The sequence below is a fragment of the Crenobacter luteus genome (genome assembly GCF_004345725.1).
In the GTDB taxonomy this organism is placed as follows: Bacteria; Pseudomonadota; Gammaproteobacteria; order Burkholderiales; family Chromobacteriaceae; genus Crenobacter; species Crenobacter luteus.
In genome coordinates this window covers 31,284-43,912 of record NZ_SLXG01000005.1, presented here as the reverse complement: position 1 = coordinate 43,912, position 12,629 = coordinate 31,284, and the positions used below count along the sequence as shown (strand labels likewise).

Annotated in this window: 9 protein-coding genes and 1 CRISPR repeat array; of the genes, 7 read left to right on the top strand and 2 right to left on the bottom strand. The window is 67.9% G+C overall.

Annotated elements, in window-relative coordinates; all coding sequences use genetic code 11:
- Nucleotides 1–106: 106 nt before the first annotated feature.
- Nucleotides 107–1,390 carry an MFS transporter gene (locus EV683_RS04745; protein WP_131862021.1) on the bottom strand — a complete coding sequence of 428 codons (1,284 nt, stop codon included), beginning with the start codon at nt 1,388–1,390 and terminating at the stop codon, nt 107–109.
- A 110-nt stretch (nt 1,391–1,500) separates the two neighbouring features.
- Here EV683_RS04745 and EV683_RS04740 point away from each other — a divergent pair, with 110 nt between their 5' ends.
- Entirely contained in the window at nt 1,501–2,406 is a 906-nt protein-coding gene (locus EV683_RS04740) for a LysR substrate-binding domain-containing protein (RefSeq protein ID WP_131862020.1), read from the top strand.
- Nucleotides 2,407–2,446: 40 nt separating this feature from the next.
- Here EV683_RS04740 and EV683_RS14255 read toward each other — a convergent pair whose 3' ends face one another.
- Nucleotides 2,447–2,611: a hypothetical protein gene (locus EV683_RS14255; protein ID WP_165916787.1), complete on the bottom strand. Its 165-nt coding sequence runs from the start codon at nt 2,609–2,611 to the stop codon at nt 2,447–2,449.
- Between the two features lie 20 nt (nt 2,612–2,631).
- On the opposite strand from EV683_RS14255, the gene cas1f reads away from it, so the two are divergent.
- The 6 genes from cas1f (at nt 2,632) to cas6f (ending at nt 11,042) form a co-directional block, all read left to right on the top strand.
- Complete coding sequence (gene cas1f / locus EV683_RS04735; protein ID WP_131862019.1) at nt 2,632–3,606, top strand: type I-F CRISPR-associated endonuclease Cas1f; 975 nt, start codon at nt 2,632–2,634, stop codon at nt 3,604–3,606.
- Nucleotides 3,603–6,917 (top strand): type I-F CRISPR-associated helicase Cas3f, encoded by a 3,315-nt coding sequence (gene cas3f / locus EV683_RS04730; protein ID WP_131862018.1) that lies wholly within the window; start codon nt 3,603–3,605, stop codon nt 6,915–6,917. Before cas1f ends, cas3f begins: the two co-directional genes overlap by 4 nt.
- Nucleotides 6,918–7,062: 145 nt before the next feature.
- A complete protein-coding gene (gene csy1, locus EV683_RS04725; protein WP_131862017.1) occupies nt 7,063–8,454 on the top strand; it encodes a type I-F CRISPR-associated protein Csy1 in 1,392 nt (463 codons plus the stop codon).
- Complete coding sequence (csy2, locus tag EV683_RS04720) at nt 8,441–9,436, top strand: type I-F CRISPR-associated protein Csy2 (protein ID WP_066609430.1); 996 nt, start codon at nt 8,441–8,443, stop codon at nt 9,434–9,436. The genes csy1 and csy2 overlap by 14 nt, the downstream gene beginning before the upstream one ends.
- Nucleotides 9,433–10,455, top strand: coding sequence for a type I-F CRISPR-associated protein Csy3 (gene csy3, locus EV683_RS04715; protein WP_131862016.1), 1,023 nt, complete (start codon nt 9,433–9,435; stop codon nt 10,453–10,455). Before csy2 ends, csy3 begins: the two co-directional genes overlap by 4 nt.
- The gene (cas6f, locus tag EV683_RS04710) at nt 10,455–11,042 is read left to right on the top strand and encodes a type I-F CRISPR-associated endoribonuclease Cas6/Csy4 (protein WP_082824067.1); all 588 of its coding nucleotides are present in this window, start codon (nt 10,455–10,457) and stop codon (nt 11,040–11,042) included. Before csy3 ends, cas6f begins: the two co-directional genes overlap by 1 nt.
- A gap of 165 nt (nt 11,043–11,207) precedes the next feature.
- A CRISPR array of direct repeats spans nt 11,208–12,616; the repeat unit is 28 nt; unit sequence GTTCACTGCCGGATAGGCAGCTCAGAAA.
- Nucleotides 12,617–12,629 lie beyond the last annotated feature (13 nt).

The following is a 12,629-nucleotide window of genomic DNA, read 5'->3' as shown; positions in this document are numbered from 1 at the left end:
GTAGCGCATGCCCATTTGTCGTGTTGCGGTGCAAAAAAACGCACCGGAACGGTGCGTTCGAACCGGTCAGAGCGCAGGGCGTGCCCCGGAGTGGGGCACGCCATCGTCAACGAGGCGCGTGCGGTAGCGGCGCCAGCGTGCGCAGCTTGAGCGCGGCGGCCAGGCAGACGAGCAGGGCGGCGCCGAGCAGCGCGGCGACGCCGAACCAGCCGCCCGCATGCCACATCAGCCCGGAGGCGCTGCCCAGGGTGCTCGCGCCGAGGTAGAAGGCGGTCAGGTACAGCGCGGAGGCCAGCGCGCGGTGCTCGCTCACGCGGCGGCCGACCCAGCTGCTGGCGACCGCGTGCGCGCCGAAGAAGCCGAAGGTGAACAGCGCGACGCCCGCCACGATCACCCACAAGCTCGGCGCGACGGTCAACGCGAGGCCGGCGGCCATCGCGGCGACCATCCACCACAGCACGTGGCGGCGGCCCCAGCGGTCGGCCAGCCGGCCGGCCCACGCCGACGCGGCCATGCCGACCACGTAGAGGCCGAACACCGCGCCCTGCGCGCTGTGGCTGAGCGAGAACGGCGCGTCGCCGAGCCGGTAGCCGAGGTAGTTGTACAGGCTGACCATGCAGCCCATCAGCACGAAGCCGACCAGGAACAGCCACGGCAGGCCGGCGTCGGCGAAGTGGCCGCGGGCGCCGGCGGCCAGCGCCGCGAGCCGGACGCGGCGCGCGCGAAACTGCCGCGAGGCCGGCAGGCTGTGCCAGAACAAGAGCGCGGCGGCGAGGCCGAAGACGCCGAGCGCACCGACCGCCCAGCGCCAGCCCAGCGCATCGGCCAGCAGCGACGCGGCCAGCCGGCCGCTCATGCCGCCCAGCGCGTTGCCGGCGATGTAGAGGCCCATCGAGCGGCCGAGCGAGGCCGGGTCGATCTCCTCGGCCAGGTAGGCCATCGCCACCGCCGGCAGGCCGGCGAGCGCGACGCCCATCAGCGCACGCAGCCAGACGAGCTCGGCAAAGTCGTGCGCGAAGGCGGCGGCGAGCATCAGGACGGCGCCGGCGAACAGCGCCGCGTTCATCAAGGGCTTGCGGCCGTAGCGGTCGGCCAGGAGGCTGGCCGGGATCAGCATCGCCGCCATCGTGCCGGTGGCGGCCGACACCACGCCGCTGGCGGCGGCGGGACTGGCGCCGAACTCGGCCGAGAACAGCGGCATCAATGGTTGCAGGCCGTACAGCATCGCGAAGGTGGTGAAGCCGCCGACGAACATCGCCGCGCTGGTGCGGCGGTAGCCGGCGGAGCCGGCGACGTGGCGGGCGGCCGGCGCGCAGGCCGCCGACGCGGCGGGGGAGGGGGCCGGGAGCGCCGGGTAGGCGCAGGTCGGGACGGATGGGTCGCTGGGCATGATGGGTCGGGTGGTTGACGCACGGAAGGTGCCGATGGACGTAGCGTAAAAACCCGCCAATAATCAGTCCAATAGATATTTATTTAGCCTGTGATACGTTGAAAATATCAATGGAACTGCGACACCTGCGTTACTTCGTCGCGGTGGCCGAGGAGCTGCACTTCACCCGCGCCGCCGAACGGCTGCACATCGGCCAGCCGCCCTTGAGCCAGCAGATCCAGGCGCTCGAGGCCGAGCTCGGCGTACTGCTGTTCGAGCGCAACCGACGCCGCGTCAGGCTGACGCCGGCCGGCGAGCGCTTCCTCGCGCACGCGCGCCAGATCCTCGCCGCGACCGACGCCGCCGCGCGCGACGCGCGCCGCGCCGCCTGCGGCGAAGTCGGCGAGCTGTCGGTCGGCTTCACCTCGTCCTTGCCGTTCACCAGCCTGCTGCCGGCGGTGCTCAACGACTACCGCCACGACTACCCGGACGTGACGCTGACGCTGCGCGAATCGTTCACCGCCGAGCAGTTCGCCGCGCTCGCGCACGGGCGGCTCGACGTCGGTTTCGTGCGCTTCACCGGGATCGAGCCGCCGCCGGGGCTCGCGGTGCGCGAGATCCGCCGCGACGCGCTGCGGCTCGTCATCCACGCGCGCCACCCCTTGGCCGAGGCCCCGATGCTGTCGCTGGCGGCGCTGCGCGACGAACCCTTCATCACCTACCCGCGCGACGCCGGCACCGGCCTCGGGCGGCTGGTGCGCCGGCTGTGCCTGGCCGCCGGCTTCGAGCCGCATATCGTGCAGGAGGCGCGCGAGGCGACCACGCAGATCGGCCTGGTCGCCGCCGGCCTCGGCGTCGCGCTGTTGCCGGCGCCGCTCGAGTGCGTGCGCCTCGCTGGCGTGCGCTACCTGCCGCTGGCCGACGCCGGCGCGCATGTGTCGCTCGGCGTCGCCACGCGCGCAAACGACGCCTCGCCGCTGCTGGCCCACTTCCTCGCGACGCTCGACGCGCGGCTGCGCGCCGGCGACGCGCAATGAGGGCGCGGCGTCGGGTCGGCCCCTGCCGCACCGGACGCCGTCAGCGCCCGTCAATCGGCAAAGCCCGCCCGGCCTTGCCGCGCTTTGTTTCAGGACGGATCGAGGCGAGCGCAAGTGATCGGTCTGGGCGGGCCTTCTGGCGTTGGGGGCGGGCTGCAACGGGTTTGTAGCGCAAAACAAATGATGCTAAATAGATATCTTTCATCGTGATTCTTGAGCCTCTTCATGCGGGACATCGCGCCGTCCGACCTCAAAACCATCCTGCATTCCAAGCGTGCCAATCTCTACTACCTCGAACACTGCCGCGTGCTGGTCAACGGCGGGCGGGTCGAATACGTGACCGAGCAGGGCAAGCAATCGCTGTACTGGAACATCCCCATCGCCAACACCACCACGCTGCTGTTGGGCACCGGCACCTCGGTCACGCAGGCCGCGATGCGCGAGCTGGCCAAGGCCGGCGTGATGGTCGGCTTTTGCGGCGGCGGTGGCACGCCCTTGTTCACGGCCGGCGAGCGCGAGCTGGACATCGCCTGGCAATCGCCGCAGTCCGAATACCGTCCGACCGAATACCTGCAAGCGTGGGTGCGCTTCTGGTTTGACGATGACAAAAGACTGGCCGCCGCCCGGCAGCTGCAACAGGCGCGGCTCGCGCGCATCCGCGCCCACTGGCTCGATAGCCGCCCCCTGAGCGACGCCGGGTTTGACGTGGAGGCGGCCAGGCTTGACGCGCTGCTGGCTGCCGCCAGTCATGCCATCCAGCACGCGCCCGACCACACAAGCCTGCTCACCGAGGAGGCGCGGCTATCGAAACAGCTGTTCCGCCTCGCAGCGCAGGCCACGCGCTACGGCGAGTTCACCCGCGCCAAGCGCGGCAGCGGCAGCGACCCGGCCAACCGCTTTCTCGATCACGGCAATTACCTCGCCTACGGCCTGGGTGCGACCGCCACCTGGGTGCTGGGCCTGCCGCATGGCCTGGCGATTTTGCACGGCAAGACGCGGCGCGGCGGGCTGGTTTTCGACACGGCGGACCTGGTCAAGGACGCCATCATCCTGCCGCAAGCCTTCGTCAGCGCGATGCGCGGCGACGACGAGCAGACCTTCCGCCAGCAGTGCATCGGCCAGCTCACCCGCAGCGAGGCGCTGGATTTCATGATCGACCAGCTCAAGGCCATCGCCGAGCAGCAGGGAAGGGCGGCATGAACATCCTGCTGGTGTCGCAGTGCGACAAACGGGCGCTGACCGAGACGCGCCGCATCCTCGACCAGTTTGCCGAACGGCGCGGCGACCGCGTGTGGCAGACGCCGATCACGCAAGCTGGCCTCGACACCTTGCGCAAGCTGCTGCGCAAGACCGCGCGCAAGAACACCGCCGTCGCCTGCCACTGGCTGCGCGGGCGCGACCACAGCGAGCTGCTGTGGATCGTCGGCGATGCGCGCCGTTTCAATGCCGACGGCGCGGTCCCGACCAACCGCACCGAAAACGACATCTTGCGCGCCGGCGACGAAAACGACTGGCTGACGGGCGAGGACATCCGCCTCATCGCCACCCTCGCCGCGCTGTTTCACGATCTGGGCAAGGCGTGTGCGGCGTTTCAGGCGCGGCTGCGCGACAACGGCCCGGCCTCGGCCAACCTTTATCGTCACGAATGGGTGTCGCTGCGGCTGATCCAGGCCTTTGTCGGGCAGGACGACGACGCCGGCTGGCTGGCGCGCTTGCAGGCGCCGGCGCAGATGACGACCGCGTATTGGGAAACATGCCTGAAACAAGCCGGCCTGCGCGACGGCGAAGACGTCAAGGCCCGCGATAGCAAGCCGTTTGCCGACGGCGTGCTGCCACCGTTGGCCGCCGCGGTATGCTGGCTGGTGCTCAGCCATCACCGCCTGCCGGTGAGCCGCGACCAGACCCTGAACGCCGAGCAGATCGCCATCGGCCTCGCCGCGCTGGACAGCCAGTGGAACCAGCCCTTCGACAGCGTGACCGTCAAGGAAGCCAAACCGTACTGGCGCTTCCCCTACGGCCTGCCGTGCGACGACAGGCTGTGGCGCGAGCGGGTGGCCGATATCGCGCGCCAGCTCGCCAGCCGCCTGCGGCCAACCTTGTGGCTGGATCAGCCTTATCCGCTGCACCTGGCGCGGCTGACGCTGATGCTGGCCGATCATCACTTCTCCAGCCAGACCGTCAAGCAAAGCTGGCCGGTGGAGCAAAAAGACCGCATCGCTTTCGCCAATACGCTGAAGAACGACCGCGACCGCCACTTCAACCAGACGCTGCCCGAGCACCTGACCGGCGTCGCCCGCCACGCGCTGATCATCGCGCGCGCCTTGCCGGAGCTGGCGCGCGGCCTGCCGGTGCTGGGCCGCCACCCGCTGCTGCAAAAACGCAGCGGCGATGCGCGCTTCGCCTGGCAGGACAAGGCTTACGATCTGGCCGCCAGCGTGCGCGAACGCGCCGCCGCGCACGGCGCCTTCATCGTCAATATGGCGTCCACCGGCTGCGGCAAGACGCTGGCCAACGCGCGCATCATGTACGCGCTGGCTAACCCTGCCACCGGCTTTCGCTGCGCCTTTGCGTTGGGCCTGCGCACGCTGACCTTGCAAACCGGCCACGCCTTTCGCGACAAGCTGAAGCTGGGCGAAGACCAGCTCGCCATCCGCGTCGGCGGCGCGGCCAGCCGCGAGCTGTTCGAGCATCAGGCTGCGCAGGCCGAAGCCAGCGGCTCGGCCTCGGCGCAGCGACTGCTGGACGAAGACGCCGCGATCCACTTCGAGGGCAATCCGGTTCACCCGCTGCTGCAACAGCTCGGCCACGACCCGCGCTTGAACAAGCTGCTGGTCGCACCGCTGCTGGTCTGCACCATCGACCACCTGACGCCGGCGACCGAAGGCACGCGCGGCGGGCGGCAGATCGCGCCGATGCTGCGGCTGATGAGTTCCGACCTGGTGCTGGACGAGCCGGACGATTTCTCGGTGGAAGACCTGCCGGCGCTGACCCGCCTCGTGTACTGGGCGGGGCTGCTCGGCAGCCGCGTGTTGCTGTCCTCGGCGACCTTGCCGCCGGCGCTGGTGCAGTGCCTGTTCGATGCGTGGCTGGCCGGCCGCGCCCAGTACCAGCAACATCGCGGCCAGCCCGGCCTGCCGCTGCACCCCTGCTGCCTGTGGGTGGACGAAAACGGCAGCCATGCCGCCGACTGTGCCGACAGCGCCAGCTTCGCGCAGCAGCACCAGGCGTTCGCCGGCGCCCGTCGCGACTGGCTGGCCAGGCAGGCGCCGCGCCGCACGGCGGCCCTGCTGGCGCTGAGCGGCGTGCCGCGTAATGAACAAGACCTGTTCGCACCCTTGGCCAGCCTGCTGCGCACCCACGCGCTGCAACTGCATGCGGCCAACCACGATGTGGATCCGCACAGCGGCAAGCGCGTCAGCATCGGCCTGATCCGCCTCGCGCATATCGACAAAATCTACCCGCTGGCGCGGGCGCTGTACGCGCAAGACGCGCCGGACGGCGTGCACATCCACCTCTGCGTCTACCACTCGCAATACCCGCTCTTGTTGCGCTCCGCCATCGAGCGGCGGCTCGACGCCGCGCTCACCCGCCACGATGCGCAGGCGCTGTTCGCCTTGCCCGACATCCGCGCCCGGCTGGACGCCAGCTCCGCGTCCGATCAGTTGTTCATCGTGCTGTCCTCGCCGGTCAGCGAGGTTGGCCGAGACCATTGCTATAACTGGGCGATCGCCGAGCCGTCGTCGATGCGCTCGCTGATCCAGCTCGCCGGCCGCGTGCGCCGCCACTGGCCGGCGCCTTACGCGGCGCAGAACCTGCTGATCCTGCAGCACAACCTCGCCGCCTGGCTGGGCGGCAAGCCCGCCTACTGCCGCCCCGGTTTCGAGAATGGCGATTTCCCGCTAGCCAAGCACGATCTGGCCGACATCCTGCCCGAGGACGACTACCGCCACCCCGACGCGCGCCCGCGGCTGCTGGCGCGGCCCGATTTGCAGGCCGGCAGCAATCTGGCCGATCTCGAGCACGCGCGCCTGCAGGCCGACCTCAACCGGACGCACCAGCCGGCCTCGCGGCGCGGCGAAGCGCCACGCCTGCGCCTGTGCGCCGCCAGCTGCTGGGCTTTGGCGCACGCCACGCTGCACGGCGCCTTGCAGAAAAAGCAGCCGTTCCGGCCAAGCCACGGCGAGGAGTGGGACATGCTGCTGCTGCCCGATGGCGAAGGCGGCGTCACGCTGCAGCGGCTGCTCGACGGTGAGCGGCGCGGCGAGACGCGCGAGCAGCAAAACGACCAGCTGCTGCACCGCATCGCCGACGGCGAGCTGATGACCGGGCAGGGCATCCGCCCCTGGGGCAATGCCGACTACCTCGACGAGCTGGAAAAACTGGCCGACGCCCTGGACATGACGGACGCCGACTGCGCGCGCCGTTACGGCAGCTTCACGCTACGCGTCGACAGCGGCAACCATCAGGGCTGGTGGTTCCATCCGGCGCTGGGGTTTTGTCGCCGCGGATGATCGTCGGCGCTTAAGCCAGATCAAGGTCCCTTTATTTTATTGGCATCTCATTTGTCATTGTTCGGTGCGGCTGATAACGTTTCTAGTTGTCGTTCCGGGCCGCCAGTGCAGTCCGGGGCTTTCTAGCCATGCACAGGTGGAGGATATGAGCGAACTCACCCCCTGCAGCAAAGCCATCGCGGCCTTGGTGGCCGAATTCATCAACAAGCGCCTCGCCGACAAGCTGGCCGAAGACGATCCCAAGCGCGACGCGCTGGCTGCGCAATACCAGCCGGCGGCGTGGCTGGCGGATGCCGCGCGCCGCGTGTCGCAGCTGCAGCTGGTCACCCATCCGCTGAAAGCCAGCCACCCCGATGCACGCGGCAGCAGCCTGTTTGTCACGCCGGACAGCCTGCCGGCGCGACAGGAGGTCGGCACGCATTGCCTGGCCGAGTTTGCCTGCGACGTGGTGGGCAACGCCGCCGCGCTGGATGTCTACAAATTCCTCAAGCTGGAGCACGCAGGGCAAAGCCTGCTGGCCCTGCTGCAGGCGGGCGACGCCGATGCGCTGGCGGCGCTCAGCGATGATGCAGAACAGGCCGCCCAGTGGCGCGAGGCGTTTTGCAGCATTACCGAGCCGGCCGGCGGCCCCGCCAGTCATGGTCTGGCCAAGCAGATCTACTGGCCGGTGTCGCCGGATGCCTTCCTGCCCGACGCGCACGACGACAGCCATTTCCACCTGCTGTCGGTATTGAATTCCAGCGCGCTGTCGCACTGGTTGTACGGCCGCATCCAGGCGCACCGCTTCGGCGACGAGGCCAAGGCGGCGCGGCAGGCACGGCGCGATGGCGTGAACCACCCGCACGGCTACCACGACTACCCCCAGTTGGCCGAGGAGAAAAAGGGCGGCACCAAGCCGCAGAACATCTCCCAGCTCAACAGCGAGCGCAAGGGCAGCAACTACCTGCTCGCCTCGCTGCCGCCGCAGTGGGACCGCAGCGCCACCCGCCCGCTGTACGGCGTGGACAGCCTGTTCGTGCGCTTCGGCAGCCTGCCGCAAGTGCGCCGCCTGTTGCGCGAGTTGCGCGACTATCTGGGCAAACAGAAGCCCGACGCCAACAACGTCCATATCCGCAACCGTCGCGACACCTGGCTGGACGAACTGTTCACCGAGCTGCTGCAGTTCGGCGCGGCGTTCAGCAACGGCCTGCCCAGGGGCTGGACGGCCGATAGCGCCTGCCACCTGCCGCTGGAAGAACAGTGCTGGCTGGACCCGTCCCGCGCCGAAGACGACGAGGACTTCAACAAGGCTTTCCAGTGGCAGGACTGGCCGACCCAACTGGCCGAGCGCTTTGCGCGCTGGCTCAACGGCAGCCTGGGCGCGGAGCGGCTGAGCAAGCACCAGCTGGCGCTGGGCGAGGCCGAGTTCGACTACTGGCGGCGCGAACTGGCGCACGATCTGGCCTGGCAGGCCGATCTGGACGGCAAGCGGCGCGAGCTGGACCACCGCCTGCTGCCTGCAGCCGGCACCGAGGAGGCGCAATATGAGCCAGCGTAAATTGCCCGACATCGACGCGTTGCTGCACATCCCGCAGCTGAGCGTGCAAAACGCCAACGCCATCAGCGGCCCGCACAGCTGGGGCCACCCCGGGCCGACGCACTTCACCGGCCTGATGACGGCGCTGGAGCGCAAGCTCGGGCCGGCGTGCGGCCTGCACTTTGTCGCCGTCGGTATCGTCAGCCACGGCTACCAGGCGCAGACCTATGGCGACTATGTGCAGCGTTTCAAGCTGACGCGCAACCCGGTGGGCAAGGATGGCGCAACCGCCGCCATTGTCGAGGAAGGCCGCATCCACCTGCAGCTGTCGCTGCTGTTCGGTCTGCAACTGGACGAGGCGCGCCGTGCCGCGACCGATGAGGAACTGGACGGGCTGGCGCACAAGGTTGGCCGCACGCTGCAAACGCTGCGCATTGCCGGGGGCAGCGTGCTGCCCGGCCACAGCCGGCTGCAGCCGCGCCTGATCCGGCTCGACGAATCGGAGGACGTGCGGGCGCAGCAGTTCCGCCGTCTGCGCCGTTATCTGCTGCCCGGCTACGCGCTGGTGGCGCGCGACGAGCTGTTGCACGCTCATCTGGCCACCCTGCGCCAGGAGGCGCCCGACGCCACGCTGCTGGACGCCTGGCTGGACCTATCGCGTATCAATCATCGCCCCGTGCTTGGCGACGAGGGCCGCATCGAGTGGCAGCACGGGCGCGCAGGCGGCCGCGGCTGGATCGTGCCGCTGCCGGTGGGCTACGGCGCCCTCTCGCCGCTGTACGGCGCCGGCAGCGTGGTCGGCACCCGTGACGACTGCACGCCGGTACGCTTTGTCGAAAGCCTGTATTCGCTGGGCGAGTGGCTCAGCCCGCACCGCATCAGCGACTACCGCCAACTATTGTGGTACCCGACGCACGACGCAGAGCGCGGCGTCTACCGCTGCCGCAACGATTATCAAGCCGCCAACCCGACCGAACACCACTCCCTGGGAGTTATCGCATGAGCAAACTGGAAAACGCCTCCGTCCTCGCCTTCGAACGCAAGCTGGACCCGTCCGACGCGCTGTTTTTTGCCGGTAATTGGGCCGGGCGCGGCAATAGCGAAGCCTGGCCGCACGTCGAAGTGCGCGAAAAATCCGTGCGCGGCACCATCTCCAACCGCCTGAAAGCCAAGGATCAGGACCCGGCCAAGCTCGACGCCGCCATCGAAAACCCCAATCTGCAAACCGTCGACGTCGCCACCCTGCCGCACGATGCCGACACCCTGAAGGTCCGCTTCACCCTGCGCGTGCTGGCCGGCGTGGGCGAGCCATCCGCCTGCAACAATGCCGGCTACCGCGCCAAGCTGCTGCAAACCGTCGCCGCCTACCGCGAGGCGCACGGCTTTGGCGAGCTGGCGCGCCGTTATGCGGCCAACCTCGCCAATGGCCGCTTCCTGTGGCGCAACCGCGTCGGGGCAGAGCAGGTGGAGGTGCGCGTGGAGCAGTTGCAGGACGGCAAGGCGGTGCAAGGCTGGACCTTCGACGCGCTGGCGCTGAGCCTGCGCGAGATGCCCACCGGCGGCAATATCGCCGAGCTCGGTGCGCTGATCGCAGACGGCCTCGCCGGCCGCCAGCACGTGCTGCTGCAGATCACCGCCTACGTGCGCATCGGCGCCGGGCAGGAGGTGTTCCCGAGTCAGGAGCTGATTCTCGACCGTGGCCGTGGCGACAAGAGCAAGACGCTGTACTTCGTGCAGCAGCGCGACTCGCGCATCGCCGCCATCCACTCGCAAAAGATCGGCAACGCGCTGCGTACCATCGACACCTGGTACGAAGACGCGGCGGCGGGCGGCCCCATCGCCATCGAGCCGTACGGCTCCGTCACCACCCAGGGCCGCGCCTACCGCCAGCCCAAACAGAAGCTCGACTTCTATACCCTGCTCGACAACTGGGTGCTGAAAGACCTCGCCCCCGCGCCGGAGCAGCAGCACTTCGTCATCGCCACCCTGATTCGCGGCGGCGTGTTCGGAGAGGCCGGCTGATGGACCACTACCTCGATATCCGCCTGCTGCCGGATGCCGACTTTGCCGCCCCGGTGCTGCTGAACGCGCTGTACGCCAAGCTGCACCGCGTACTGGCCGCGCAGCAGCGCCGCGACATCGGTGCGAGCTTTCCCGGCTATGCGCTGGCGGCCCCAAGCGGCAACGGCAAAACCGTGCCACCCACGCTGGGCGACACCCTGCGCCTGCACGGCAGCGCCGCCGCGCTGGATGGATTGATGGCCGCCAACTGGCTGGCCGGCATGCGCGACCATGTCACGCTGGGCCACATCCTGCCGGTACCGGCCGCGGCCAACCTTGTCCGCGTGCAGCGCAAACAGGTCAAGAGCAATCCGGCCAAAGAGCGCCAGAGGCTGATGCGGCGCAAGGGCATCAGCGAAGCCGAGGCGCTGCGGCTGATCCCCGACGACAAGGCCAAATGGCTGGACTTGCCTTACCTGACGCTGACGAGCCAGAGCACCGGCCAACGCTTTCTGCTGTTCATCGCGCAGCAGGCAGCCACACAGGCGGCAGTCGGCGAGTTCAACGCCTACGCCCTGAGCCAGACCGCCACGCTGCCGGCGTGGTAAGCCGGCACCTTGGGCCAACCTTGAACGTTGGCTGCACCCCTTTTTTTGTTGCGGGTTTCTGTTTCTTAAAAATCAGTAGCTTAGGAGGGGGTTCGGGAAAAGGGTTTTGACGGCTAAAATGGCTGACCGCCTCGTTGCACAAGGTGGTCAGCCGGAGGACCTCTAGTTCACTGCCGGATAGGCAGCTCAGAAAAATGGTGGTTTTTGCTTCATGCGCCTCAGCGAGTTCACTGCCGGATAGGCAGCTCAGAAATGCAGCAGCGCGTGCCCCGGCGACACCGGCGCGTTCACTGCCGGATAGGCAGCTCAGAAAACCGTCGCGAAGGCGGCCAGGCCGCCGGTCGCGTTCACTGCCGGATAGGCAGCTCAGAAAACCCGGCCGGTGAAGCGACGCCGCCACGGCCCGTTCACTGCCGGATAGGCAGCTCAGAAAACCTTCGGTCTGTTCTACGACGCCGGCCGCACGTTCACTGCCGGATAGGCAGCTCAGAAATGGCAGCGGGCAAGAAAATCGCGGCACATGGCGTTCACTGCCGGATAGGCAGCTCAGAAAGTCACCCTGCACGCGCAGGACGCGCGCCGCGAGTTCACTGCCGGATAGGCAGCTCAGAAAGCCTGCAGCATGTCGACGAACGGGTCGTAGTCGTTCACTGCCGGATAGGCAGCTCAGAAATTGGTAAATTATTGGCCGGCGACGAGGAACTGGTTCACTGCCGGATAGGCAGCTCAGAAATCAACGATGGGCTTCATCGGCGTGTATGCCTCGTTCACTGCCGGATAGGCAGCTCAGAAAATTGCGATTTCCGCAATGGTTGATGCAAATCGGTTCACTGCCGGATAGGCAGCTCAGAAAAGGAGCAAGCGCAGCCAGCGCAAGTCGCGCAAGTTCACTGCCGGATAGGCAGCTCAGAAAACCTTGGCCGCGACCGCCATCTTGGCGGACTCGTTCACTGCCGGATAGGCAGCTCAGAAAGGCGAGCGCGCGGTGATGCGGCAGCGTTTCGAGTTCACTGCCGGATAGGCAGCTCAGAAATCTTGTAGGGATGGTGATTTCCACCATCCCTTGTTCACTGCCGGATAGGCAGCTCAGAAACGCTCGCCGTCGAGTACGTGCACCGGCTGGCGCGTTCACTGCCGGATAGGCAGCTCAGAAAGATCGGCGGCCATGCCTGGGTCGACACCGACAGTTCACTGCCGGATAGGCAGCTCAGAAATTGCCTGCCTGCCGCCGCTGATCGGGCGGCAGGTTCACTGCCGGATAGGCAGCTCAGAAAGCATCGGCCGGTTGCGCGTCGGTGATGCCGTAGTTCACTGCCGGATAGGCAGCTCAGAAATGCTGCCGGAGACGGCCCGGCTGATCGCCGATGTTCACTGCCGGATAGGCAGCTCAGAAAGCTGGATATCGCGGGGGTGTGAGGCGGTCCGCGTTCACTGCCGGATAGGCAGCTCAGAAATCGAGGCGGTGGGCGATCACGCCGGCGCGGAAGTTCACTGCCGGATAGGCAGCTCAGAAATGCTGCCGGAGACGGCCCGGCTGATCGCCGATGTTCACTGCCGGATAGGCAGCTCAGAAAGCTGGATATCGCG